Consider the following 26,477-nt stretch of genomic DNA (forward strand, 5'->3'; position numbering starts at 1 on the left):
ACCAAATTCGCGTTTATCACATCACACAAACAAATAGGCTGTGATAGCGTAGTTTAATGATATCAAATTCTTACGCTATTCGGCATCATTATCAATATCAGGTTGCCATAGCATATTTTGCGTATAGTTAATTAAGGCTTGTGAAATGGCGACCATCATGCTGCTTTCTGGGGCAAAACGATGCCAATACAGCATACGTCGTTGATAAAGGCCGACCGTTAACTCAATCAGCTCACCGGCGTTAAGCTCTTTTTCTACTTGTAAACGCGGAATCATACAACAAGCAGAGCCCTGTTTAGCCAACTGCACAAAGGCTTCAGATGAGTTAATGATATGACAAGTTACACTGCCCGGCGCTAAATTAAAGTTTTCTTGTAAGAAAGCCTGATGCATATCATCAAGATGATCGAAGGCTACTGCGGGTGCTTTGAGTAAAGCCGAACGCGTGACACCGTTAGGGAAGTATTGCTGTGCAAAACTAGGCGAAGCAACAAAAATATAATCTAATGCACCTAAACGGTTGGATAAACAGCCCGGTAATGGCTGTGGCTGAATACTAATTGCACCTACAACTGTACCTAAACGTAACATATCTAAGGTATGCTCTTCGTCTTTTACCTGCATTTCAAAGCGTAGCGTATTTTTATCCATCACTGGTTTTAAAGCGGGTAGTAACCAAGTGGCTAACGAGTCAGCATTGGTTGCAATCGATAATGAAAGGGGGGTTGAGGTATTACTGCCATCACCTAACCACTGCTGCTCAAGCAGTTCAACTTGATGCAGTAATCCTAGTAGATGTTCACCTTGCTTAGTTGCTTTGGGCGGAATTGTTCTGACTAAGAGCTGCTGCCCAAAAAAACCTTCAAGTTGTTTGATACGTTGTGAAACAGCCGGTTGCGTGATACACAACTTTTCAGCGGCACGTTCAAAGCCCCGTTCTTTAATCACGGCATCTAATGCCTGTAAGGCTCGATAATCTGGACGTTTCATGGGTACACCTTAATTGAGACCTGTTTGCTACATTGCGAATAATGTGGTTATGAGTGAAAAATTTTATTGGCTAATCTTTTCACTTAGGATCATGTTATTTTTATTGCTCAATTTGTTACTATGCCATATCTTTAAAGATATTGCTTTTAATATTTTAGTCAATGGGGAAAACGATGACACAAGATGAATTGAAAAAGGCCGTTGGTTGGTCGGCATTGAAGTTTGTTGAGCCTGGTACTATTGTGGGGGTAGGAACCGGTTCAACCGCGTCGCATTTTATTGATGCGTTAGCTTCGATTAAAGATCAGATTGTGGGTGCAGTCTCCAGTTCGAAAGCCTCAACAGAAAAATTAACCAGTTATGGCATTGAAGTTTTTGATTGTAACGAAGTCGATAGTTTAAGTGTGTATGTTGATGGTGCTGATGAAATTAATTATCACATGCAGATGATTAAAGGCGGCGGCGCAGCGTTAACCCGTGAAAAAATTGTTTCGGCGATTGCCAAAAAATTTGTCTGTATTGTTGATGAATCAAAAGTCGTTGATGTATTAGGTCAGTTCCCGCTACCAATTGAAGTGATTCCGATGGCGCGCTCTTATGTCGCCAGAGAGCTGTTTAAAATGGGGGCCCGGCCTATTTATCGTCAAGGTGTCGTGACTGATAATGGTAATGTTATTCTTGATGTACATGATTTAATCATCAGTGAACCGATTGCGTTAGAAAATAAAATTAATTCAATTGCGGGCGTTGTCACCGTCGGACTATTTGCCAATCGAAAAGCGGATGTCGCTTTAGTTGGTTATGCTGATGGTGTCAAAGAGTTGCATGCTCGTTAATGATAGGATGGCTGTAAAACCGGAATAAATGAGGCTACCAAGATGACCGTACAATCACTTACAAAAGACGAAAATAAATTTTTATTACTGGAAGGTATTCACCCCAGTGCTGTCGATGTTTTAAAGCAAGCGGGTTATCATAATATAGAATACCATAAAGGGGCATTAAGTTCGGATGAGCTTAAAGCAGCGGTGAAAGATGCACGTTTTATCGGTATTCGTTCGCGGACTAAATTAACCGAAGATATTCTTGCGGCCGCACCGAAGCTTGCTGCGATTGGTTGTTTTTGTATTGGGACTAATCAGGTCGATTTAACGGCCGCGGCAAAACGCGGCATACCCGTGTTTAATGCGCCTTTTTCCAATACACGTTCGGTGGCTGAATTGGTGATTGGTGAGCTGATACTGTTATTACGTCGGGTACCAGAAGCGAATGCGAAAGCACATCGTGGGCAATGGAACAAAATTGCGCAGGGCGCTTATGAAGCACGTGGAAAAAATTTAGGTATCATTGGTTATGGTCATATTGGTAGTCAGGTTAGTGTGATGGCCGAAGCCTTAGGGATTCACGTCTATTTCTATGATATTGAAACGAAACTATCATTAGGTAATGCCCGACAGCTCAATTCACTTGATGAGTTACTCGCCATTAGTGATGTGGTTTCCATGCATGTCCCTGAAAATGCCTCGACAAAAGGCATGATAGGGGCAACGCAGCTAGCTAAAATGAAGAAAGGCGCTATCTTGATTAATGCGGCAAGAGGTAAAGTGGTTGATATTGAGGCATTGGTACAGGCACTGTGTGATCAGTCAATTGGCGGCGCGGCGATTGATGTTTTCCCGAGCGAGCCCGCAACCAACAGTGAGCCTTTTGATTGCCCGTTAAATCCACTCGATAATGTCATTTTAACCCCACATATTGGCGGATCAACCGAAGAGGCGCAAGAGAATATCGGTGTGGAAGTTGCCAGTAAGCTGAGTAAATACTCTGATACCGGTTCAACGCTTTCGGCAGTGAATTTTCCAGAAGCTTCGTTGCCGATTCCAAGTAAAGGGGTGTCTCGTTTCCTCAACATTCATAAAAATCAGCCGGGTATTCTGACTTCAATCAACTTGCTGTTTGCTGAGCAAGGATTAAATATTTCTGCCCAGTATCTACAAACTGATATTGAAATTGGCTATGTGGTGATCGACGTGGATAATATTCAATTATCACAAGCTGAGCAGATGTTAATTCAACTCAAAAATGTACCGGGGACGATTCGCGCACGTTTATTATTTTAATCGCACATCGATATTGTCCTGACAATGAGGCAATAAAAAACCGCAATCGTTTGCACGTATTGCGGTTTTTTTCAATCAGATTGCGATTAGTCTTTACTACCACCGCGATAAGCACGCTTACGATCATTTTCAGTTAAATGACGTTTACGTAAACGAATCGAGAGTGGGGTAATTTCAACTAATTCATCATCATCAATAAACTCTAACGATTGTTCAAGCGTCATTTTGATTGGTGGTGATAAAGCGGTTGATTCATCAGAGCCTGATGCACGCATATTGGTCAGTTTTTTACCGGTTAAACAGTTAACGGTTAAGTCGTTTGAACGCGTATGAATACCGATAATTTGACCTTCATAGACTTCCACACCATGGCCGATAAATAGACGTCCACGCTCTTGTAAACTGTGCAGTGCATATTCTAAGGCTTTACCCGTACCATTTGAGATCAGTACGCCGTTGATACGTTGGCCAATTTCACCTGGACGGATATCATCATAATGACTGAATGTTGAATAAAGTAAGCCCGTTCCTGAGGTCATTGTCATAAATTCAGTTCTGAAACCAATTAAGCCGCGGCTTGGGATCTCATAGTCTAAACGGACACGACCTTTACCATCTGGTTGCATATTGGTTAAGTTACCTTTACGGATACCGAGTGCTTCCATCACTGGACCTTGATGCTGCTCTTCAACATCGATAGTCACTTGTTCAAATGGTTCTTGTTTACGGCCATCAATCTCTTTATAAATCACTTTTGGACGTGATACGGCAAGTTCATAACCTTCACGACGCATATTTTCGATTAATACCGAAAGATGAAGCTCGCCACGACCAGAAACGCGGAATGCATCTGGATCAGGTGTCTCTTCAACACGTAATGCGACGTTATGGACGAGTTCTTTGTTAAGACGCTCTAAAATCTGACGTGAAGTCACATATTTACCCTCTTTACCGGCAAAAGGTGAGCTATTCACATTAAAGAACATGGTGACTGTTGGTTCATCAACACTGAGTGCTGGTAGCGCTTCAACCACGTTTGGATCGCAGATTGTATCAGAGATATTGAGCTCACCTAAACCGGTTAAAGCAATGATGTCGCCCGCTTCAGCTTCTTGAGCTTCGAAACGTTGTAAACCTAAGTGACCCAGTACCTGGCCCACTTTCGCATTCCGTTTTTTGCCTTCAGCATCAATAATGGTCACGGGCTGGTTTGGTTTAATGCGACCACGTTTAATACGACCAATCCCGATAACACCAACATAATTGTTATAATCGAGCTGAGAGATCTGCATCTGGAAGGCACCATCAAGATCAACTTTAGGTGGCTCTACATGTTTCACGATAGCTTCAAATAATGGGGTCATATCTTCCGCCATTTCTTGATGCTCATTACCAGCAATACCCATTAATGCTGATGCATAGATAATTGGGAAGTCAAGCTGTTCATCTGTTGCACCTAAGTTAACGAATAGATCGAACACTTGGTCAACAACCCAGTCTGGACGCGCGCCAGGACGGTCAACTTTATTAATAACGACAATGGGTTTTAAACCGTGAGCAAACGCTTTTTGCGTTACAAAACGTGTTTGTGGCATTGGACCATCCATTGCATCAACTAAGAGCAATACAGAGTCAACCATTGACATCACACGTTCTACTTCACCACCAAAGTCCGCATGGCCTGGGGTATCAACGATATTAATTCGGTAATCATTCCACTTAATCGCGGTATTTTTAGCTAAGATAGTAATGCCGCGTTCTTTTTCTAGCGCATTTGAGTCCATGACGCGTTCATTTTCATCGCCACGCTGTTCGCCGAGAGTCCCTGATTGTTGTAATAATTTATCAACCAGTGTTGTTTTACCATGGTCGACGTGTGCGATAATGGCAATGTTTCTTAAATTTTCAATCACAATATTTGTTCCAAGAATAGAATAAGCGCGTTATTGTACACTGATTTTGAGTAAATGTTGATGACGATCACAAAATAATCGTCATTTATCTTATCTTTTACGTTCATTTTTAAAATTATAGCCGCATAACGGCCATTTCCGGTCTGTCTATTTTTTGAAAATAAATCGTTTATTCATACATCACTTAACGTTGTTATTTTTATTCAGCTGTCGATTTTACCTGATCAAGTCAGAAAATGAGCAAAATTGAGTATAAATAGGATTCGCGAATACTATCTTGATAAATAATATTCACCTATGTTGTGAGGGGATAGGTGTAACGTATTGACTTTCATGATAATGACAAAACTATTTCAAATAATATTGAAATAGTTTTGTGGTGGATTGAACACTATCGCTGATGATCGAAATAGGTCTCAATCTGGGTTAAATTAGCCCCAGTTGCGATGGCCAGTTGTAATAAAATACGTGATTTTTGTGCATTCAAAAATCCGCTACTGATGCCTTGCTTTTTATTTGAGACATAACCCGCGCCAGTGCGAGAGGTAATCACAATCGGGATATTTTTCGTCAAGGCCTTTGCAACCGCCTCTTCCAGCGCTTTAGGCATATTTCCGTTACCTGTTGCATCAATAACGATACCTTTCGCACCCGCTGAGATGGCCGCGTTTAAGAGGGTGGCATCTTGTCCTTGATGGACATAGATAATATCGACTCTGGGCAGATTGGTTAACTGACTGACATCAAAATAGACTTGGTCAATAGGCGCGGCTGGCGTATAGAAAAATTTTGGTTGGCCATTAATAAATAGTCCCAAATAACCTTGTTCGATAGCTTTAAAGGTATCATTGCTAACTGCGTTAGTTTTTGTCACATAAAATGCCGATGCAATGCGATCATTGAGTACGACCATGGTGCCACGTTGCTGAGCTTGCGGTGATGCCGCGAGTGTGACCGCCTCAAGTAAATTCATCGGACCATCTGCGCTGATTGCGGTGGCAGGGCGCATCGCGCCGACAAAGACAGTAGGTTTCGATTGTTTAACTGTCAGACTGAGAAAAAAAGCGCTCTCTTCAAGGGTATCGGTGCCGTGAGTGATGACAACCCCTTGTTGATTCTGACTTAAAAGTTGATTTACTTTTTTGCTTAGCGTCAACAGGATATGATTATCGATATCGTTACTATCGACGTTGGCAATCTGTTCCCCGGTAATATGGGCGATATGATTTAATTCAGGGACTGCGTCGATAAGAGTCTGTATGCCGAGTGAACCTGCCTGATAGTCGGTAGTGTCGGTTTTGCTTGCAGAGCTACCGGCAATCGTGCCGCCGGTGGCTAAGATAGTAATATTCGGTTTGCCCGTGTCTGCTTGTGCTGCGACGGTGGTATGAATAAAAATAAATATCATTAATGTGATGATAATTGAAAAATGGTGTTTCATTCTTTTGTCCCTTTATATAAGTCAATAAGATAACCTGCCGATCCATATTATGGGATAAATGAGATATCGATAAATAAAATTTTACATTGATTATAACTAAAATGTGTTCAGGAACAGGCGTGATAATAAATAAGAAGAGAGTTGCGCGGATAGTATGGCTGATTAAGGCGATAAAAAAAGCAAAAACCAATAGCAGTTTTTGCTTTTATCCCCTAAAAAGGGTGCGTCTAAAATAAATTAGTGGCTGCTGTTTTTTGGTGCGCCGATAGGTAATACGTTGCGACCTAATTGCTCATTCACAACTTCAGCCATGGCTAAATAGAATGCGCTTGCGCCACAAATAATACCTTCAAAGCCCGCAATGGTAATCACAGCTTTATTACCGGTAATGTTACCAATCGCGAGTAAGGCAAACAGGACAGTTAAGCTGGCAAAGACAAATTGTAAACAGCGGTTTGCTTTTAATGTGCCAAAGAACATAAAGAAAGTAAAGATGCCCCACAGTGCTAAAAAGATACCTAAAAAGGTGTGATCAGTTTCAGCTGTTGCTGCTGCAGTTGGAATATACCAAATACCGACTAATACGATCCAGAAGAAACCGTATGAGGTGAATGCTGTTACACCAAAAGTATTGCCTTTACGGAATTCTAAAATACCCGCGATAACTTGTGCTAAACCGCCATAAAAAATACCCATTGAGACAATGGCTGTCATCGCAGGAAAAAATCCGGCGTTGTGGATATTTAATAGGATTGTTGTCATCCCAAAACCCATTAGGCCTAAAGGACCTGGATTTGCTAATTTTGTTGTTTCCATGATTAAACCTTCGTTATTAAATTTAAGTTGGTGTTTATTGATAATCTAAATTATAAGATTAAGTGCGCGCATCATAAATGGCAATAGTAAAGCAATCAATAGCTGAATGAAAAAAAATTTTAATTTACCCCCTTGAGTTATGCAATCTATAGCCTCATATTAAATCCAACAGCGTATTTTCCTTTATTAAGCATAAAAAGTGAGTTGAAATTAATTTTTTTTACCACTTGAAAACATAAAAAACCATGCTTATATAAAGGATATAATTGAATCACAGTTTTTTAGGAGAGAATTTTATTATGGGTAAAATTATTGGTATTGACTTAGGTACAACGAATTCATGTGTTGCCGTGATGGATGGTGGTCAGGCAAAAGTATTAGAAAATGCTGAGGGCGATCGCACAACTCCATCGATTATCGCTTATACACAAGATGGCGAAATTCTTGTTGGTCAGCCGGCTAAACGTCAGGCGGTCACCAATCCACAAAATACTTTATTTGCGATTAAACGTTTAATAGGTCGTCGTTTTGAAGATGCTGAAGTTCAGCGTGATGTTTCAATCATGCCATATAAAATTGTTAAAGCAGATAATGGCGATGCATGGGTTGAAGTGAAAGGTCAGCGTATTGCGCCACCACAGATTTCAGCTGAAGTGCTTAAAAAAATGAAAAAAACCGCTGAAGACTATTTAGGTGAAGCAGTCACTGAAGCTGTTATTACCGTACCTGCTTATTTTAATGATGCGCAGCGTCAGGCAACCAAAGATGCAGGTCGTATTGCCGGTCTTGATGTTAAACGTATTATCAATGAACCAACAGCCGCAGCATTAGCCTATGGTTTAGATAAAAATGTCGGTAACCGCACCATTGCAGTGTATGACCTAGGTGGTGGTACATTCGATATTTCTATTATCGAAATTGATGAAGTTGATGGTGAAAAAACATTTGAAGTGTTAGCAACCAATGGTGATACGCATCTTGGTGGTGAAGACTTTGACTCACGTTTAATTAATTACTTAGTTGAAGAGTTTAAACGCGAACAAGGTTTTGATCTTCGTAATGACCCATTAGCAATGCAGCGTTTGAAAGAAGCAGCTGAAAAAGCGAAGATCGAACTTTCATCTGCTCAGCAAACGGATATTAACTTACCGTATATCACTGCAGATGCAACAGGTCCAAAACATTTAAATATTAAAGTTACACGTGCAAAATTAGAGTCTTTAGTCGAAGATTTAGTTAAACGCTCAATTGAACCAGTGAAAACTGCGTTAAAAGATGCTGGTCTGTCTGTTTCTGACGTTCAGGATGTGATTTTAGTGGGTGGTCAGACACGTATGCCGATGGTACAAAAAGCGGTATCTGATTTCTTTGGTAAAGAGCCACGTAAAGATGTGAATCCAGACGAAGCAGTTGCAGTGGGTGCCGCGGTTCAAGGTGGTGTATTAGGTGGTGATGTTAAAGATGTATTATTACTTGACGTAACACCATTATCACTTGGTATTGAAACCATGGGTAGTGTGATGACCCCATTAATTGAGAAAAACACGACGATTCCAACTAAGCATAGTCAGGTATTCTCAACAGCAGAAGATAATCAGTCTGCGGTAACGATTCATGTTTTACAAGGTGAGCGTAAACGTGCCTCTGATAATAAATCTTTAGGTCAATTTAATTTAGATGGTATTCAAGCTGCAGCGCGCGGTATGCCACAAATCGAAGTAACATTCGATATCGATGCTGATGGTATCTTACATGTATCAGCTAAAGATAAAAATACTGGCCGTGAGCAAAACATCACCATTAAAGCCTCTTCTGGTTTAAGTGAAGAAGAGATCCAGAAAATGGTTAATGATGCGGAAGCGAATGCCGAATCAGATCGTAAGTTTGCTGAATTAGCGCAAGTGCGAAACGAAGCTGATCATTTAGTGCATAGCACACGTAAACAAGTGACTGAAGCGGGTGATAAACTCTCTGCTGATGATAAAAAAGCTATCGAAGACGCGGTCAGTGCATTAGAAGTTGCTGTTCGTGGTGAAGATAAAGCTGAAATTGAAGCTAAAGTTCAGGCATTAGTGGAAGCGTCTAAAAAGTTACTTGAAATTGCCCAGCAACAGGCGCAAGGTCAGCAAGCTGATGCTGGACAGTCTCAGCCAGCACAAGATGATGTTGTTGATGCTGACTTTAAAGAAGTTGATGAAGATAAAAAATAATTAATGTTACTGATTAAGCTTTTCTTTATCAGCTTGAGATAAAGCGATAATAACAAACGGGCGCGAGGTAACTCAAGCCCGTTTATATGTATATAGATTTATCATATTTGTTATCAATATCATGTTTAAGTTGCAAGGTTGTGAATATGAAGTTTTTGATTATGATGGCGTCATAATCACTTAGTCGTTAAAATTAGTCTAGGTGTCAATCTATGATAAGATAGCTGACACACAATATTCACAATTAAATACAAATATCAGTCACATAGGTAGAGATCAGTAATAGTCTCAATTTATGAGTTAGGTGAGAGATGGCAAAGAAAGATTATTATGAAATATTAGGTGTTGGCCGTGATGCCGATGAGCGCGAGATAAAAAAAGCTTATAAGCGTCTTGCAATGAAATTTCATCCAGATAAAAATCAGGATGATAAAGCCAATGCTGAAGAAAAATTTAAAGAAATTAAAGAGGCCTATGAAGTCTTAACGGATGCGCAAAAGCGCGCGAGCTATGATCAATACGGTCATGCTGCCTTTGAACAAGGTGCTGGCGGCGGTGGCGGCGGCGGTTTTGGTGGCTTTGGCGGCGCTGATTTCGGTGATATCTTTAATGAGTTTTTTGGTGGCGGCGGCAGAGGTCAGCAACAGACGGCTTCACGCGGTAATGACTTACAAGTTACCATCACGTTAACCTTAGATGAAGCGGCAAAAGGAATTAGTAAAGAGATTAAAGTACCAACACTGGTTGAATGCGATGTTTGTCATGGTGTAGGTACGGAAAAGCCTTCTGATGTCTCTACATGTCCTACCTGTCATGGTGCGGGTGTGGTGCAGATGCGTCAGGGATTTTTCGCTGTTCAGCAAGAGTGTCCGACTTGTCACGGGCGTGGTAAAGTGGTTAAAAATCCATGTAAGAAATGTCATGGTGATGGCCGCGTCGAAAAAACGAAGACCTTATCGGTATCAATACCGGCAGGCGTGGATACCGGTAATCGAATCCGTCTAAGTGGTGAAGGTGAAGCGGGGCAAAATGGTGCACCAGCCGGTGATCTCTATGTTCAAGTCCAGGTTAAGCAACATGCTATTTTTGAACGAGATGGTAACAATTTACACTGCGAAGTCCCGATTAATATTGTGATGGCATCGCTGGGTGGCGAAGTACAAGTACCGACGCTTGATGGTAAGGTCAGCTTAAAAATTCCAGCTGAAACACAAACCGGTAAAGTATTACGCTTGCGTGAGAAAGGCATTAGATCCTTGAGAGGCAGTGCAATTGGTGATTTATACTGTCATATTATCTTGGAAACACCGGTAAATCTGACGGCTCGTCAGAAAGAGCTCTTAACCGAACTGGGTGAAACCTTGAATAGTGATAAAGGCTCAAAGCATAACCCAAAAGCAAAAAGCTTTTTCGATAAAGTGAAGAAGTTTTTTTAAAACGGTTATTTGATGAAATTTAAGGCTTGATAGTGATATCAGGCCTTTTTTTATCGTGTTAGTTATCAAACTGATAGTAAGGCGATTAGCTGGCGCTTAGGCGTTATGACAAAGAACTGAGGTTAAGATCTTTTGTCCGGATGTCATCTGGTAAGCATAGGGATTGACCTAAAATGAGGCTAATAAAAAAGCTCGAATCCATTCGACATTCGAGCTTTATTTTCTGTTAGGTGTACAGTACTAATTAGATAGTTGTTGTAAATGTACGTGCAATAACGTCGCGTTGTTGTTCTGGCGTTAGTGAGTTAAAACGCACAGCATAACCAGATACACGGATAGTTAATTGTGGGTAAAGTTCCGGATGTTTTACCGCATCTTCTAATGTTTCACGACGTAAAACGTTAACGTTTAAGTGTTGACCACCCTCAACTTTAACAGTTGGTGCAACATCAATTGGCACTTCGCGATATTCGATTTGACCAAGTTGGTTAACTGGTACAATTTGATCTTCTTTATAGACGCTTTTTGCAGCAACACAACGAGCTTCGTTAGTTTCGCTGTCTAGTAACCAGAAAGAGTTTAAAAGTGCTTCGTTGCTGGTTTTAGTAATTTGGATACCTGTAATCATAATTATATCTCCTTTGAGCTAATATGCCCTACATTTGTATATTGGCTAATATAGCACTTTTGTTTTTTGATTAAAATCAAAAAAACCTATTATTTTAATAATTATCACCTTACATTTTTATATTTTGCGATTATCGGTTATTATCCTTACATTATTACTTGCACAGTTAAAGCGATTGGCATGCATATCCGTATGTGCAAACCTTTGTCAGTTGGTTATCTTGCTATAAACGGGTGGTATGTAGCGTCTCATCACTGAGCGCAGATATCGTCATTACATATTAATATTGTGCGTAATATTATCAATGATAATCAGTATTTAAGGTATGAAAATGACAAATCAAATAACATGGCATGATGTGATTGGCCAAGAAAAAGAGCGTGATTATTTTAAACAGATAATGACCTTTGTGGCAAACGAGCGCAATGCTGGTAAAACGATTTATCCTCCGCAAAAAGATATTTTCAATGCATTTCGATTTACCGAGTTTGCTGATATAAAGGTGGTCATTTTAGGTCAAGATCCTTATCACGGCGCGGGACAAGCCCATGGGCTCTCTTTCTCGGTGTTACCCGGTATTGCGCCGCCGCCCTCTTTAGTCAATATTTATAAAGAGCTACAGCAGGATATTGATGGATTTACCTACCCCAATCATGGCTACCTTGGATACTGGGCACAGCAAGGTGTTTTATTGCTTAATACGGTGCTTACGGTTGAAGCAGGTAAAGCTCACTCCCATGCAAAAATTGGCTGGGAAACCTTTACCGATCATGTGATTGAGGCGATTAATCATCATTTGCAAAATGAGGTGTTTCTATTATGGGGTGCACATGCGCAAAAGAAAGGACAATTTATTGATCGTAATAAACATCACGTATTAACTTCTGTACACCCTTCTCCTTTATCTGCGCATCGTGGTTTTTTAGGCTGTAAGCATTTTTCTCAAGCTAACCAAATTATCGCTAAGCAGGGTGGTGTACCGATTGATTGGCAGCCGCGTTTACCTTAAGCGGCTGATGATAGTCATCAACTAAAACAGTCATCGATTAAGGATGTTTGTCATATTCATCCTGATCGCTAATGATTAGCTTACCAAGCCAATTGAGGATAGTGTTGTGCGGTTAGTGCAATACACGCTTCCATATCAATAAGTATCACGTTGTCGTCAAGCAGAGGCAGTAAACCTCTGGCACTAATATCTTGCTTAAGCGCATAAACTTGGATTGATTGCTTGAACATGTCTTGTAGTAAATCATTGCCTTTGACGGCGATAGTGACACCATCTTGCCACAATACAATGATATCTTGTTGATTGATGAGCGATAATAAAAGCGCGCTATCGGTTTGACTGCTAGTATGAGAAAGCGTATGTAACATAATTTAGCCATGATCAGTGAACAACTACCCATCATTTTAAAGTATCTGATGATTTTTTTCTAACAAACATTGCATTGAATAAAAATCGAGGGTTTTAATCACGCTTATTTTTCAATAGAATGAATGAAACGCTGATCACCTATCACGATTAATGATGATGTTCGATTCATTTAAGGGCTGATTGGGCTAATTTTATTCATGAAGTTTCTATTTTTATCGCTTTTTAGCGGTAATTGAGTTGTGCAATTTGCCGGCTAACTGGTTATAATAAATCTATTACTTTATATCAGATACGTGAGTGGTCAGATTGCGTAAATTTATATTAGACAATGAACAAGCAACCCTCGCGCTGGGTGAGCAGCTAGCTTTAGCTTGTGTCGCTGCCTTAAAGCGATTGCCGAATAAAGCCATTATGATCCATCTTTTAGGTGATTTGGGCGCAGGGAAAACCACATTAAGCCGAGGTTTTATACAGGGATTAGGTTATTTAGGGACAGTTAAAAGCCCAACTTATACCTTGGTTGAGCCTTATCAGTTAGACAATTTAGCGGTTTATCATTTTGATTTATATCGCCTGTCTGACCCTGAGGAGCTTGAGTTTATGGGCATAAGAGATTATTTTGATTCTCGTTGTATTTGCCTAATTGAATGGCCTCAGCGTGCTGAAGGTTTTTTACCTCTCGCTGATTTAATCGTTTGTTTAGATTATTTATCAATGCAGCGCACAGTTACCCTTTGGGATAACACTGAAATGGGTCAGGATATTTTGGCTGGAGCAGGAATGGATTAAGTACCAATAAGGATAATAAAGAGCATGAAGTGTGGCTGCAAATTGATTTTAACAATAGTAATGATACTGTTTGTGGTTTCACCGGTCGCCTATGCGGCGGTTAGAACAAAAGTGGTGGTCGCCATTGACGCCGGACATGGTGGTAAAGACTCTGGTGCGGTCGGGCCCAATAAACTCTACGAAAAAAATGTGACACTGGCCGTGGCTAAAAAGTTATCCGCATTAATGGCAAAAGATGCCCTATTTAAACCGGTATTAACACGCTCGATGGATAAATATATTTCTGTACCAGAACGTTCAGAGATAGCCCGTAAATATAAAGCTGATTTACTCATTTCCATTCATGCTGATGCGGCGCCTAGTCGAGCTGCGAGTGGTGCCTCGATTTGGGTATTATCTACCAAACGAGCGGACACAGAGCTTGGCCGCTGGATTGAACAGCATGAAAAGCAGTCGCAGTTACTGGGCGGAGCCGGCGATGCTTTGGCGGGTGAAGACAGCAATCCTTATTTAAGTCAGGCTATTTTAGATCTGCAATTTTCGAATTCTCAGCGGGTTGGATATAGTCTGGCCCAAGCTATCTTGCAAGAGATGAAAGCGGTCACTAAATTGCATAAATCAACGCCCGAACATGCCAGCTTGGGGGTACTTCGTTCTCCAGATATTCCCTCGGTACTGATTGAGGTCGGTTTTATCTCCAATGTCGGTGAAGAGAAATTACTACGGAGTAATGCGCATCAAGATAAAATTGCGCGAGCCATTTATCTAGGCGTCAAAGATTACGTGAAAAAAAATCCGAATATTGGAGAGAAACATTAATGGTGATTCGGGTTTTATCGCCGCAACTGGCCAACCAAATCGCGGCTGGTGAGGTTGTTGAACGTCCTGCTTCAGTGATAAAAGAGCTGATCGAAAATAGTATTGATGCTGACGCTACACGTATCGATATTGATATTGAGCAGGGCGGCTGCAAACTGATCCGGGTACGAGATAATGGTTGTGGTATTAGTAAAGATGAATTACCTTTAGCCTTAGCCAGACATGCCACCAGTAAGATTCGAGATCTCGATGATCTGGCCGCCATTATGAGTCTGGGATTTAGAGGTGAAGCCCTCGCCAGTATTAGCTCTGTTTCTCGTTTAACCTTGACTTCACGCACTGAGGACCAAACAGAGGCTTGGCAAGTCTACGCTGAAGGTCGAGATATGCAAACGACGCTTAAGCCTGCGGCTCATCCGGTTGGTTCAACAATAGAAGTTTTAGATCTGTTTTATAATACACCGGCTAGAAAGCGTTTTTTAAAAACAGATAAAACCGAGTTTACCCATATCGATGAAACGCTTCGTCGTATCGCCTTGGCTTGTCCGACCATCTCGATTAATTTGCAGCATAATGGTAAATTGATTCGTCAATATCGTGCCGTTAAAGATATGGCACAGCTTGCCCAGCGCGTCGCAACGATTTGTGGCACGACATTTATGCAGCAAGCCATAGAACTGGATTGGGCGCATGATGATCTTAAAATCAAGGGCTGGGTGAGTGATCAGGTAGATTGTGATTATCAGTATTTTTATGTGAATCAGCGTGTGGTAAAGGATAAACTGCTCAATCATGCATTACGTCAGGCCTATCTCAAGCAAGCGCAGAGTGACAAGATTGCTTATGTGATCTATCTGCAAGTCAATCCAAATCAGGTTGATGTTAATGTTCATCCTGCTAAACATGAAGTGCGTTTTCACGAGGCAAGACTGGTACATGATTTTGTTTATCAGGCGATCAGCATGGCCTTAGAGATACCGCATGCACACACGCATGATCACTTATGCCATGATACTGTCTCAGCGTCTGATAAACTACCACCCAACCGTACTGCAGCGGGTAAAAGCATTTTTACTACTTCGTTGGAAAAGGGCGCTGCTCATCAGACGTATCGACTGCATGAACCCAATCCGGGTCATTACACTTCTGGCCAGCGTGAAAAAGCACTGTATCAACACTATGTGAATGCGTTTAATCAGACCAGGCAACCGACTGAGCCATCAACTAATTACACCGAATTGGCGATTGGGTTACCGCCGGTTCAGTCGTTGTCGGTGGGTAAAACGTTATTTCCTGAGCGCACCGCACCGCTGGTATTAGATGCTCATCCTGTTCGCCTTGCCGTTGCCGATGAGATGCTTAAATTTGGTCAAGTGCTGACGATTTATCATCAACAGTATGCGGTTTTAATGCAAGAGGGTGAGCTGCAGTTATTATCACTGAAATTAGCGCAGATGGGTTTATACCAAGCCAAATTATTAGCACAAACCGATCAGCCGGCGGAAAAATTACTGGTACCGTTAATGTTATCTATCAATCAGCAAGAGAAACAATTATGGCTGCAATATGCGCCGTTACTGACTTCGCTCAATGTTATTTTTACGTTTCAGTCACACAAGTTAGTGTTAAACGAAGTCCCCCTGCTGCTACGTAATATGAATTGGCAGCAACTGTTATCTCAATTATTAAATTATTTGCAAAGCGTTTTTGCTAATCATCAATCAGTTGATAGACTGGCGTTAGCAGCTTGGTTTGCTGAGCAATATGCTCAATTTAATGCATCTAATAAAAATCATCTTATTTGGACGCAAGCTCAGGCGATCAGCTTATTGAATGAGTTTGAGCAAATTCGATCTCCACAAATTGATGTTAGCAGCTTCTTGCAACAGATTGATTTGCATCAATTACGCGTATGTTTTGACACTAAATAGACTTTATGACTTCACCGAAACCCAAAATTATCTCCTTAATGGGGCCGACAGCCGCAGGTAAAACTGCATTGGCCATGGCACTATACGATCAGTATCCGATTGATATTATCAGTGTTGATTCAGCTTTAATTTATCGTGGTATGGATATTGGTACGGCTAAACCAACGCCCGCTGAATTAGCGGCCTATCCGCATAAACTGATTGATATTCTTGATCCCGCACAGAGTTACTCGGTCGCTAATTTTCGCCATAATGCGTTACATGAAATAGTACAGAGTATTGCGCGCGGCAGGACACCGCTCTTGGTGGGCGGCACGATGCTCTATTTTAAAGCCCTGCTGGAAGGGCTATCGCCATTACCAACGGCGGATTATACTATCCGTCAACAAATTGAATCTGATGCCGGACAACATGGGTGGCAAACAATACATGCGCGATTAGCACAGGTGGATCCTGTTTCAGCGGCACGGATACATCCTAATGATCCTCAGCGTTTGAGCCGGGCTTTAGAAGTTTATTTAATTACCGGTCAATCACTCACTGAACTGACGCAAATACAGGGTGAGAAGTTGCCTTATGATATGGTGCAATTCGCTATTGCACCGCAGACCCGTGAACAGTTACATGCGCGTATCGAATTACGCTTTAAATTGATGCTTGAGCAGGGATTTGAAGCTGAAGTGGCACAGCTCATCGCTCGTGGTGATTTAGATGCGAATATGCCCTCTATCCGCTGTGTTGGATATCGGCAGATGTGGGCGTATTTAAGCGGCGATATTTCTTATGATGAGATGGTTTTTAAAGGAATTTGCGCGACTCGTCAGTTAGCTAAACGTCAAATGACCTGGTTACGCGGTTGGCCTGAGGTTACTTGGCTAAATAGTGATACTTTTAACGATAGTTTAACGATTGTTTCTGGGCAGTTTAAAGAGTAAGTCACTGTTGAGAATTAATTTATACGAAAAAATAAAAATAAATGTCAGCAATATCCTCCTTATTGGACTTGAATTGGCAGGATTCTTCTCAATTATACTAAGGCCTATCGCATCAAATATCTTATTTTATGCAATAATTTTATTTAGCCTGTTTGATATTGGAAAAAATTATGTTAATTTGTGGTTGAGTTGATGTTCATGCGTTATTATGACGGCGTAGTGATTACTAATTTAAAGGAAGAACAATAATGTCAAAAGGGCAATCTTTACAAGATCCATATTTAAATGTATTACGTCGTGAGCATATTCCAGTTTCTATTTATTTAGTTAATGGTATTAAATTACAGGGACAGATCGAATCTTTCGATCAATTTGTGATTCTTTTGAAAAATACTGTCAGCCAAATGGTTTACAAACATGCGATTTCGACGGTTGTTCCATCACGCCCTGTTTCAATATCAAACGCTTCAAATCAAGTATCAGAACAAACTGAATCTGCTGATAGTGATATTCAAAATCAATAACTATTCACCTATTTGTATCAATTGGGGGATGTAATTGTTTGATCGTTACGAAGGTGGAGAAAAAGCGTTACTTGTCCATGTTTTTTTCCCCCAAGAGAGTGATATAGAGGATTTAAAAGAATTCGAGGTGTTAGTCACCTCGGCTCAGATTGAAATTCTCGGGACTATCACAACCAGTAGAAATGCGCCTCAGGTTAAATACTTTGTCGGTCAGGGTAAGGCGCAAGAGATTGCTGATGCTGTAAAAGAGCATGACGCTTCTGTTATTTTAGTCAATCATTCCCTCACACCTGCACAAGAACGTAATTTAGAAAGACTGTGTGAATGCCGTGTTGTTGATCGTACCGGCCTTATTCTCGATATCTTTGCGCAAAGAGCGCGTACCCATGAAGGTAAACTTCAAGTTGAGTTAGCGCAGCTACGCCATCTCTCAACTCGTTTAGTTAGGGGCTGGACGCATCTGGAAAGACAAAAAGGCGGTATCGGTTTACGTGGCCCGGGCGAAACCCAGTTAGAAACCGATCGCCGATTATTACGCAATCGAATCCAGCTCATTCTTTCTCGTTTAACGAAAGTCGAAAAACAGCGCGAACAAGGTCGTCAGTCTCGTTTTAAAGCCGATATTCCAACTGTCTCTTTAGTCGGTTACACCAATGCCGGTAAATCCACACTCTTTAATGCCATCACCGGTGCCAATGTTTACGCAGCGGATCAGCTGTTTGCCACGTTAGATCCAACGTTACGTCGAATCAATGTTGATGATGTTGGCGAGACAGTTTTGGCTGATACGGTCGGTTTTATTCGTCATTTACCTCACGATTTAGTGGCCGCTTTTAAAGCCACGTTACAAGAAACCAAAGAAGCCTCACTGTTATTACATGTTATTGATGCCGCAGATCCCCATCTATTAGATAATATTGCCGCGGTTGATGAAGTGTTAACCGAAATTGAAGCAGATGAAATTCCGGTTTTAATGGTGATGAATAAAATTGATTTACTGGATGATTTTAAACCTCGAATTGATCGTGATGATCGTGGTAAACCGATTCGGGTTTGGCTATCTGCCCAAAAAAATCAAGGCCTTGAGCTACTATTTAGTGCTTTGACAGAATTACTTGCTAGACAAATAAAGCGCTGTCAATTAAGCTTACCGCCTCATATGGCAAAACTACGTAGTCGTTTGTATCAGTTAAATGCGGTCGAAGCTGAAACGATTAATGATACAGGTAGTTTTCAGTTACAGATCCGTATTCCACTGATTGAGTGGAATCGACTCTGTAAACAAGATCATAATTTGATAGATTTTATTCAAAAAGACACAGTCAACTAATTTGTTAACCTAGTGGAGTGATATATGGCGTGGAATCAGCCCGGTAATAACGGACAAGATAATGATCCATGGGGAAGTAATAAACGAAAAAATACACAATCAAGTGCAAGCATTGTTGATAAGCTAAATAATCTATTTAAAAAAAGCAATGGCGGCCACGCTAATGGTGGTCGCTCAATTAATTTTTCTTTTATTATCATCGGCGTTTTGGTGGTTATTGCGGTCATTTGGGCTGCAAGTGGTTTTTATACGATTAGTCAAAGTCAGCATGGCGTGGTGACACGTTTGGGTAAAGTACAAACGCAGTTAGTTGATCCTGGTTTAAACTGGTCACCAACCTTTATTGATAAAGTTTATCGTGTTGATACGCAAGGTACCAGAAGTCTTAATGTCAAAGGTTTTATGATCACTGCGGGTGAAAATTTAATGTTTGTTGAGATGAATGTGCAGTATCGTGTTTCTAATCCGATTAAGTATCTATTCAATGTTACTAATGTTGATGATAGCTTAAGTCAAGCTGCCGATAGTGCCTTGCGAACTGAGATTGGTATGTCAAAAATGGACGATATTATTACTAAAGGTCGTACGCTGCTTGAATTTAAAACCAAAGAAAGTTTAATCGATATTATCAAAAATTATGATATGGGGATTAGTATCGTTGATTTGAACTTCCAGTCAGTACGTCCGCCGAAAAATGTTCAAGATGCTTTTAATGATGCGATTCAAGCACGCGAAGATCGTGAACGTCTGGTCAATGAAGCGCGAGCTGAGCGTGCCCAGCGTGAACCGCAAGCAGAAGGTCAAGCATTACGTATTGTGGCTGATGCCAACGCTTATAAACTCAAAGTTGAACTAGAAGCGCAAGGTGAGGTGGCTCGCTTTGAACTGTTATTACCCGAATATCGCCTTGCACCAGAACTGACTCGTGAACGTCTTTATATTAATATGATGGAACACGTATTATCTAATACCAATAAAGTCTTGATTAGCGATAAAAATAACAATTTAATGGTGTTCCCGCTTGAGCAGATGCTAAAAAATCGTGCTACCAATAATAATGAAAAAGCGAACAATACGACAGAGACGCAATCGATGACAGATTTAATCAAAACGAAGCCCTCATCTGATACAGTCATAACCAGCAAACCTGAAACAACTCATTATCAGAGTCCTGCTGAGTTAGCAACCGGTCGAACTGCTTCTGGCCGATTATCTGCAGCGCGATAGGAGAAAGATAGAAAATGCGTAAATTATTAATTCCGATTTTGGTTATACTAATTGGTCTATTTTTCTCTTCGGCTTATGTTGTACAAGAGGGTACACGTGGTATTGTGCTGCGTTTTAATAAAATTATTGCCTTGTCTAATCCTGGATTACATTTTAAGATCCCAGGTATGGATCGGGTTAAAATTGTTAATGCCAAGATTCAAACAACGGATAGCTCAAATAATCAAGGTAGTACGGATCAACGTTTTTTCACCAATCAGCAGAAAGAGTTGATTGTTGACTATTATGTCCAGTGGAAAATTACTAACTTTGATCTCTATTATAAAGCGATTGAAGGGGGCTATAGTATTGAGAATTTATTACTCGCCCGTTTAAATGGTCGCTTACGTGCTGAAATTGGTAAGCTCGATATAAAAGATATTATTAATGAGTCGGCAGACAATGTTAATTCTCGTAACTCGTTAATGATTGAAGTTAAGAATGCGCTCAATGGCAATATTAATGATAAGTCAGATACGACAACGGCCAATGATGATATTGACGAGAAGGCTACGATGGCGGCTTTTGGTGTTGAAGTGGTCGATGTGCGCATTAAACAGATTAACTTCCCTGAAGAAGTGTCTGAATCGATTTATAAAAGAATGCGTACTGAACGCGAAATTATTGCCAGAGAGCAGCGTTATGGCGGCGTAAAAGATGCTGATGAGATTCGCGCTAAAGTGGACTTGCGTGTAGCCGAAATCTTAGCAGAAGCAGAAAAACAAGCACGTACCATTCGTGGTGAGGGTGATGCTTCTGTGGCAAAATTATATGCTGATGCCTTTAATAAAGATCAAGAGTTTTTTAGTTTTATGCGAAGTTTAAAAGCGTATGAAAGAAGTTTCTCGGGTCATGATGTCATGGTAATTAGTCCGGATAGTGAATTTTTCCGTTATATGAAACTTGATAGAAATAAGTAACACATCGAAGAGACGAGTGAATTAGATTATGAATAATAATGTAGTAGTGTTGGGCACTCAATGGGGTGACGAAGGTAAAGGTAAAGTTGTTGATCTATTAACAGAGAAAGCCAAATATGTAGTTCGTTATCAAGGCGGACATAATGCAGGTCACACGCTGGTGATCGATGGTGAAAAAACGGTTTTACATTTGATCCCATCAGGTATTCTTAGAAAAAATGTGATGAGCATTATTGCCAACGGTGTAGTGTTATCACCAGATGCACTTATGAAAGAGATGACTGAACTTGAGCAAAAAGGCATTCCAGTTCGTGAGCGTTTATTGATTTCTGAGGCTTGTCCTTTGATTCTGCCTTATCATATTGCTTTAGATAATGCGCGTGAAAAAGCGCGTGGTAGTAAAGCGATTGGTACAACGGGTCGCGGTATTGGTCCTGCTTATGAAGATAAAGTTGCGCGACGCGGTTTACGTTTAGGTGATTTACTTGACCGTGATACTTTTGCCCAGAAACTGCAAGAAGTGATGGAATATCATAACTATCAGTTAGTTAACTACTATAAAGTTGATGCAGTTGATTACCAGACTGTGTTAGATGATGTTTTACGTATTGCTGATGTCTTGATTAGCATGATTGCTGATGTCCCAACGTTGCTAGAAAAAGCACGCAGAGCCGGTGAGCATATTATGTTTGAAGGAGCGCAGGGTACTTTACTCGATATTGATCACGGTACTTATCCGTATGTGACTTCATCCAATACCACTGCGGGCGGTGTTGCGGTAGGTTCAGGATTTGGTCCACGTTATGTCGGTTATGTACTGGGTATTGTTAAAGCTTATTCGACCCGTGTTGGTGCCGGACCTTTCCCAACCGAGTTATTTGATGAAACTGGCGAATACTTGTGTAAGCAGGGTAATGAATTTGGTGCAACAACAGGACGTCGTCGTCGTACTGGTTGGCTGGACGTCGTTGCGGTCCGTAAAGCAGTATTACTTAATTCAGTCTCTGGTTTTTGTTTAACCAAGCTCGATGTGCTTGACGGCTTGAAAGAGGTTAAAATCTGTGTTGGTTATCGTTTACCGAATGGCGATATAACAGAGATAGCGCCTTCTTCAGCGGAAGAGTGGAGTTTAGTTGAGCCGGTATATGAATCGATGCCTGGTTGGAGTGAGACGACTTTTGGTGTTAAAGACTACGATGCCTTACCTGCAGCCGCTAAAGCTTATATTAAGCGTATTGAAGCGTTGACAGAGACACCGATTGATATTATCTCAACCGGCCCAGATCGTAATGAGACGATGATTTTACGTGACCCTTACGAAGCATAATCCTATGAATATAAAAAACCGCCTTAAGGCGGTTTTTTTATGATTAAAATCGGATTATTTAAATGATCCTTGGCGCACCGTCTTTGTTATGCACCACAATCACGCTGAGCAATTTCACCATTCCAGATAAGCTCGTCTTTATCTGTTTGCGCAAAGGCTTTGGCTAAAACGTGATCATCGCCATTTTCCCAAATTTGCTGCGCCAGAGCTTCATCATTATTGGCTGCTTCAAAAATAACTTCAGCAATTTCAAGCGAAGTATCTCGAATTTTTGCCCATTCTTTAACATTTCTAATTTGATGCTTGTCCATAATTATTTCCTTAATTAAGCCATTCGTTTCATTTCTTAATTTAATACAAAAATGGATAAAGGTGAATTAAATTATAAATGAATTATTGTATTTTAATACAAAATAAATATTCAATATTATTTGTTAAGTTTTTATTAATTTTAGTGGATAATGTTGAGTGTTAATTTTATTTTTAAATATTTATTTTTCGATTAATATTAGAATAAAAAAATAATAATATTATTTAATTTAATAATTAGAATGGAGTTAAATAATGACAGAGCTAAATTCGTCCTTTTCTGAAAAAAAGGAAGCTAGTAGTTTAGATAAGTTGAAGCAATATATCTATCAAAAAATGATCGATCATGATATTTGTGAATATGGCTATTTATTTGTAGATAAATTTGAAATTCTTAATCCGATAATTGTAACCAATTTTCCTGAAAATTGGATGAAGTTATATCATCGTTTTAAATTACATATGGTCGATCCGATTGTTAACTTTGGTTTTGACTCACCGAAACCTTTTTTTTGGCCGGATTCTTTAGGAAAAATGACTACACGTGATAAAAAGTTTTTATCTCATGCCGATAAACATTCTGTTAGTGAAGGTTATTCGTTTACGGTCCATGATGCTAAAGGCAATTTTTCTATATTGAGCATCACAAAGATGTCAGGAGAGCATGATTTCGATAACTTATTAGGTGTTTATCGTGCAGAGATGCAGATGATGTTAATGGATATACATAAATCTTGTATCGGAACTGATTATTAGAACTAGAAAAATTTTAAATTAAATAAGATTTAATTCATGAGCCTTAAATATGGCATGTTTGGCATTACATACATTGAGCTTTTTCACTAAATTTGCCATATGGAATTTAACTGTTCGTTCAGTTATGCCTATAATTATGCTAATTTCATTATAAGTTTTTCCTTTACTACACCAAATTAGAATTTCTTTTTCTCTTTTGGTTATTTGTTTATCTTTTAGAATATTTTGAGTGATGAGATTAAAATAATTAGATAAATAATCATGATGTATTTCAATTAGTAACATTTGAAGATTAGGTTTTTGGGCATTAATTAGATGACTAAACTTTTCGCTATTACGAGGATTGCCGATGCTCAATGCAGCAAAGTTGCCATTAGCATCATGTAATGTAAACGAATATCCATCATTCAAATAATATTTTTCAGCCTGATTTAAAAAGTACTTTTCTTTAGCTGATATATTAAGTATTGCGTCAGACCAAGAAAAAGGAATAATTGAATTAAACGCAAAATTAATAATAGGATCTTGCATATGTAAGTTACGTTCTTTATATACTTTTAACCATTTTTTAGGGTAGTTTGAAAATATTTGAGGTTCATTAATTGCGCGTTTATTCGCAACAAAATAAGCAAATTGTTCAATATCATGAGCATTCATAATTTGCTGAATATAATCTTGAAAACTAGCATGCATAGAAACGTTAGAATTTAAAGTCAGTATATCTTCATTACTCATCTCTATCGCCTCCATCTCATCCAAGTAAAAATAATTATATTTATAAATTTTTACGGAGTTATATACCGTAGCGGCTATTATAGCATCAATATTTGTCTTTTCCTCCAAAAACTAGTACTTTAGTTCAATATTTTAAGCGAAAATAGTTTGCTTATTGATCGAATTAATTCTATTTTTTTGATCATTTTTGTGTAAAAAGCTAGGGTAAACTAAAGGTGTAATCTATAGTAAGCTTATGTTTTACGTGAGAGAATATATTTTCGTAGTTGCTTGAATTAACAGGCATATCTATAAAAAAAATAGTTTCGTTGGGATTAACATCTCCACTATCTAAAAATTGATAATTCCAGCCATTATTTTTTACTATTCTGGTCATTGGTTTACTGACAATAGTTACAATTGAAGAGAAATTAAATGTTTTTGCATATTCATGCATAAATAAAAGTAATAATGCGGTAAGTGGCTGATGCTGGAGTTTTAGTTCAATAACTCGAGATTTATCAATGAAAAATCTACTGGACTCCACAAGATCATGAGAGCAAGGAAAAGGTTTATTGAAAAATTTCTCAAAAGGTCCTTGTGCCATATAAGGATAGATAGTGGAAATAAATCGTGCGCCAGCAATTAGTATATTGTTATAAAATCCTAAAAGATATGTCGCATTATCATTATCATAAGTATCGATTTCATGTCCTTTTTTTATTTCTACTTGCCAATCTAATCGATCTTTAAATACTTCTTTGCGGAGTTTATATAGTTCATTTTTGATTGATTGAGGTATGTCAGTATATTTATAGTATTTAAATTTTATTTTAGACATAAAGATAGATTGCCTTTTTTATTTATCATTCTTATAAATATAAATCCTTAATTAACAATTAATTAACAATTAATTAAAAATTTATATCTTAGAATTTATTTTTTATGCTTTAAGTTAATCTCTAAATCTAATTGATATCATTCAATTTATTAACTGTACTTTGGTGTAGTTTTAGTTTTTATATAGAGTTTAATGAAAAATAAATTTGATAATCTTTTACTAAAAGATGAATCAATTTGAATTGTTATGATTTTATTGTTCTAATAGGTTTATTTTATAATAAATAATAGAAAATTTTAGTACGATGGATTGAAATAAAACGTAATACTGCCTAATTTTGAGTATTAGCATATGTTGAAATAGAATATCTAAAAAGAAATTTAAAATCTATAATATATTAAGAAAAGAAATTAATCAGAAACAATTAATAGTTTTAGCCTATACAGCAAGACCTTAATTATAAGGCTTTGCCGTATATTTTGATTGTAGTATTTTTTAGTTAAGCAAAATTATTCTTCACCAAAACCGCTTTCAAATAAGCCTTTTAATTCAGCCATTGCTTCTTTTTCATCGGCACCATCACAAATGATTTCAATTTCTGAACCGCCTTTGATACCTGCGCCAAGAAGACCCATGATGCCTTTAGCTTTTAGTGTTTTGCCATTGTAAACTAATTCGATAGTAGACTGATATTTACCCGCTGTTTTGACGATGACGCCAGCTGGACGTGCATGGATACCGGTTTTATTTTTGACAGTAACGGTTTCTTTAATCATCTTAGATACCTTTTAAATTAAAAATTGTGAGTTTGCGTTGTGTGTCATTGTTTGTGAACTGAGTATAACCTTCAATAATCAATTTGGCAACGAAAGCACTTGCATCTATTAATGTTATTAGTCTGTTCCGCACATATCGTGTCAGGCTTACCGAGAAGATAGCGTGTTTTTGTCTATTTTACTGCCACTTTAAGACAGTTAGTTCTACGCCTGATTGGCTTATTTTCGGGCTACTGTGTGGTGACTATAGATTAATGCTTATCTGTGATGGTAGTTTTACGACACGCCCATGAGTGCCAGAACAAGCG

25 protein-coding genes are annotated in these 26,477 nt (G+C 39.2%); 15 read left to right on the top strand and 10 right to left on the bottom strand.

From position 1 onward, the window contains the following. Positions 1-75: 75 nt before the first annotated feature. The gene (locus RHO15_01515; GenBank protein WVD64215.1) at positions 76-990 is read right to left on the bottom strand and encodes a LysR family transcriptional regulator ArgP; all 915 of its coding nucleotides are present in this window, start codon (positions 988-990) and stop codon (positions 76-78) included. Between the two features lie 173 nt (positions 991-1,163). Here RHO15_01515 and rpiA point away from each other — a divergent pair, with 173 nt between their 5' ends. Both rpiA and serA read left to right on the top strand, forming a co-directional pair. Beyond that, a complete protein-coding gene (gene rpiA / locus RHO15_01520; protein ID WVD64216.1) occupies positions 1,164-1,826 on the top strand; it encodes a ribose-5-phosphate isomerase RpiA in 663 nt (220 codons plus the stop codon). A gap of 42 nt (positions 1,827-1,868) precedes the next feature. Further along, positions 1,869-3,110, top strand: coding sequence for a phosphoglycerate dehydrogenase (serA, locus tag RHO15_01525; protein WVD64217.1), 1,242 nt, complete (start codon positions 1,869-1,871; stop codon positions 3,108-3,110). 86 nt (positions 3,111-3,196) lie between these two features. Here the strand turns inward: serA and typA are convergent, their stop codons facing one another. The 3 genes from typA to satP all read right to left on the bottom strand — a co-directional run bounded on the left by typA (position 3,197) and on the right by satP (position 7,280). Then, entirely contained in the window at positions 3,197-5,023 is a 1,827-nt protein-coding gene (typA, locus tag RHO15_01530; GenBank protein ID WVD64218.1) for a translational GTPase TypA, read from the bottom strand. Positions 5,024-5,414: 391 nt separating this feature from the next. Then, a complete protein-coding gene (locus RHO15_01535; protein ID WVD64219.1) occupies positions 5,415-6,464 on the bottom strand; it encodes an asparaginase in 1,050 nt (349 codons plus the stop codon). A 237-nt stretch (positions 6,465-6,701) separates the two neighbouring features. Next, on the bottom strand, positions 6,702-7,280 hold the full coding sequence (gene satP / locus RHO15_01540; GenBank protein ID WVD64220.1) for an acetate uptake transporter: 579 nt from the start codon (positions 7,278-7,280) through the stop codon (positions 6,702-6,704). Positions 7,281-7,579: 299 nt separating this feature from the next. Between satP and dnaK the strand changes: the two genes are divergently transcribed. Further along, positions 7,580-9,490, top strand: coding sequence for a molecular chaperone DnaK (dnaK, locus tag RHO15_01545; protein WVD64221.1), 1,911 nt, complete (start codon positions 7,580-7,582; stop codon positions 9,488-9,490). A gap of 311 nt (positions 9,491-9,801) precedes the next feature. Continuing rightward, positions 9,802-10,926: a molecular chaperone DnaJ gene (gene dnaJ / locus RHO15_01550; protein ID WVD64222.1), complete on the top strand. Its 1,125-nt coding sequence runs from the start codon at positions 9,802-9,804 to the stop codon at positions 10,924-10,926. Between the two features lie 244 nt (positions 10,927-11,170). Here dnaJ and grcA read toward each other — a convergent pair whose 3' ends face one another. After that, complete coding sequence (gene grcA, locus RHO15_01555; protein ID WVD64223.1) at positions 11,171-11,554, bottom strand: autonomous glycyl radical cofactor GrcA; 384 nt, start codon at positions 11,552-11,554, stop codon at positions 11,171-11,173. A 331-nt stretch (positions 11,555-11,885) separates the two neighbouring features. Here grcA and ung point away from each other — a divergent pair, with 331 nt between their 5' ends. Beyond that, positions 11,886-12,563, top strand: a complete 678-nt coding sequence (gene ung / locus RHO15_01560) for a uracil-DNA glycosylase (protein ID WVD64224.1) — start codon at positions 11,886-11,888, stop codon at positions 12,561-12,563. A gap of 80 nt (positions 12,564-12,643) precedes the next feature. On the opposite strand, the gene tusB is transcribed toward ung, so the two are convergent. Beyond that, on the bottom strand, positions 12,644-12,931 hold the full coding sequence (gene tusB / locus RHO15_01565; GenBank protein WVD64225.1) for a sulfurtransferase complex subunit TusB: 288 nt from the start codon (positions 12,929-12,931) through the stop codon (positions 12,644-12,646). Between the two features lie 307 nt (positions 12,932-13,238). Here tusB and tsaE point away from each other — a divergent pair, with 307 nt between their 5' ends. The 9 genes from tsaE to RHO15_01610 all read left to right on the top strand — a co-directional run bounded on the left by tsaE (position 13,239) and on the right by RHO15_01610 (position 22,773). Then, positions 13,239-13,721: a tRNA (adenosine(37)-N6)-threonylcarbamoyltransferase complex ATPase subunit type 1 TsaE gene (gene tsaE / locus RHO15_01570; protein ID WVD64226.1), complete on the top strand. Its 483-nt coding sequence runs from the start codon at positions 13,239-13,241 to the stop codon at positions 13,719-13,721. Between the two features lie 24 nt (positions 13,722-13,745). Continuing rightward, complete coding sequence (locus RHO15_01575) at positions 13,746-14,540, top strand: N-acetylmuramoyl-L-alanine amidase (protein WVD64227.1); 795 nt, start codon at positions 13,746-13,748, stop codon at positions 14,538-14,540. Next, positions 14,540-16,471, top strand: coding sequence for a DNA mismatch repair endonuclease MutL (gene mutL, locus RHO15_01580; GenBank protein ID WVD64228.1), 1,932 nt, complete (start codon positions 14,540-14,542; stop codon positions 16,469-16,471). Before RHO15_01575 ends, mutL begins: the two co-directional genes overlap by 1 nt. 5 nt (positions 16,472-16,476) lie before the next feature. Continuing rightward, complete coding sequence (gene miaA, locus RHO15_01585; GenBank protein WVD64229.1) at positions 16,477-17,406, top strand: tRNA (adenosine(37)-N6)-dimethylallyltransferase MiaA; 930 nt, start codon at positions 16,477-16,479, stop codon at positions 17,404-17,406. Between the two features lie 248 nt (positions 17,407-17,654). Further along, on the top strand, positions 17,655-17,930 hold the full coding sequence (hfq, locus tag RHO15_01590; GenBank protein ID WVD64230.1) for an RNA chaperone Hfq: 276 nt from the start codon (positions 17,655-17,657) through the stop codon (positions 17,928-17,930). Between the two features lie 34 nt (positions 17,931-17,964). Beyond that, on the top strand, positions 17,965-19,260 hold the full coding sequence (gene hflX / locus RHO15_01595) for a ribosome rescue GTPase HflX (protein WVD64231.1): 1,296 nt from the start codon (positions 17,965-17,967) through the stop codon (positions 19,258-19,260). 24 nt (positions 19,261-19,284) lie between these two features. Then, the gene (gene hflK / locus RHO15_01600) at positions 19,285-20,487 is read left to right on the top strand and encodes an FtsH protease activity modulator HflK (protein ID WVD64232.1); all 1,203 of its coding nucleotides are present in this window, start codon (positions 19,285-19,287) and stop codon (positions 20,485-20,487) included. A gap of 14 nt (positions 20,488-20,501) precedes the next feature. Next, positions 20,502-21,446, top strand: coding sequence for a protease modulator HflC (hflC, locus tag RHO15_01605; protein WVD64233.1), 945 nt, complete (start codon positions 20,502-20,504; stop codon positions 21,444-21,446). 28 nt (positions 21,447-21,474) lie between these two features. Further along, the gene (locus RHO15_01610; protein ID WVD64234.1) at positions 21,475-22,773 is read left to right on the top strand and encodes an adenylosuccinate synthase; all 1,299 of its coding nucleotides are present in this window, start codon (positions 21,475-21,477) and stop codon (positions 22,771-22,773) included. 86 nt (positions 22,774-22,859) lie between these two features. Here RHO15_01610 and RHO15_01615 read toward each other — a convergent pair whose 3' ends face one another. After that, positions 22,860-23,084 carry a YccJ family protein gene (locus RHO15_01615; protein ID WVD64235.1) on the bottom strand — a complete coding sequence of 75 codons (225 nt, stop codon included), beginning with the start codon at positions 23,082-23,084 and terminating at the stop codon, positions 22,860-22,862. Between the two features lie 253 nt (positions 23,085-23,337). Here RHO15_01615 and RHO15_01620 point away from each other — a divergent pair, with 253 nt between their 5' ends. Then, positions 23,338-23,838: an autoinducer binding domain-containing protein gene (locus RHO15_01620; protein WVD64236.1), complete on the top strand. Its 501-nt coding sequence runs from the start codon at positions 23,338-23,340 to the stop codon at positions 23,836-23,838. Positions 23,839-23,856: 18 nt separating this feature from the next. On the opposite strand, the gene RHO15_01625 is transcribed toward RHO15_01620, so the two are convergent. The 3 genes from RHO15_01625 to RHO15_01635 all read right to left on the bottom strand — a co-directional run bounded on the left by RHO15_01625 (position 23,857) and on the right by RHO15_01635 (position 26,169). Beyond that, positions 23,857-24,573, bottom strand: a complete 717-nt coding sequence (locus RHO15_01625; protein WVD64237.1) for a LuxR family transcriptional regulator — start codon at positions 24,571-24,573, stop codon at positions 23,857-23,859. A gap of 199 nt (positions 24,574-24,772) precedes the next feature. After that, positions 24,773-25,393: an acyl-homoserine-lactone synthase gene (locus tag RHO15_01630; GenBank protein ID WVD64238.1), complete on the bottom strand. Its 621-nt coding sequence runs from the start codon at positions 25,391-25,393 to the stop codon at positions 24,773-24,775. 509 nt (positions 25,394-25,902) lie between these two features. Beyond that, positions 25,903-26,169, bottom strand: coding sequence for an HPr family phosphocarrier protein (locus tag RHO15_01635; GenBank protein WVD64239.1), 267 nt, complete (start codon positions 26,167-26,169; stop codon positions 25,903-25,905). Positions 26,170-26,477: the final 308 nt, after the last annotated feature.

This window comes from Orbaceae bacterium lpD01, from assembly GCA_036251705.1.
In the GTDB taxonomy this organism is placed as follows: domain Bacteria; phylum Pseudomonadota; class Gammaproteobacteria; order Enterobacterales; family Orbaceae; genus Utexia; species Utexia brackfieldae.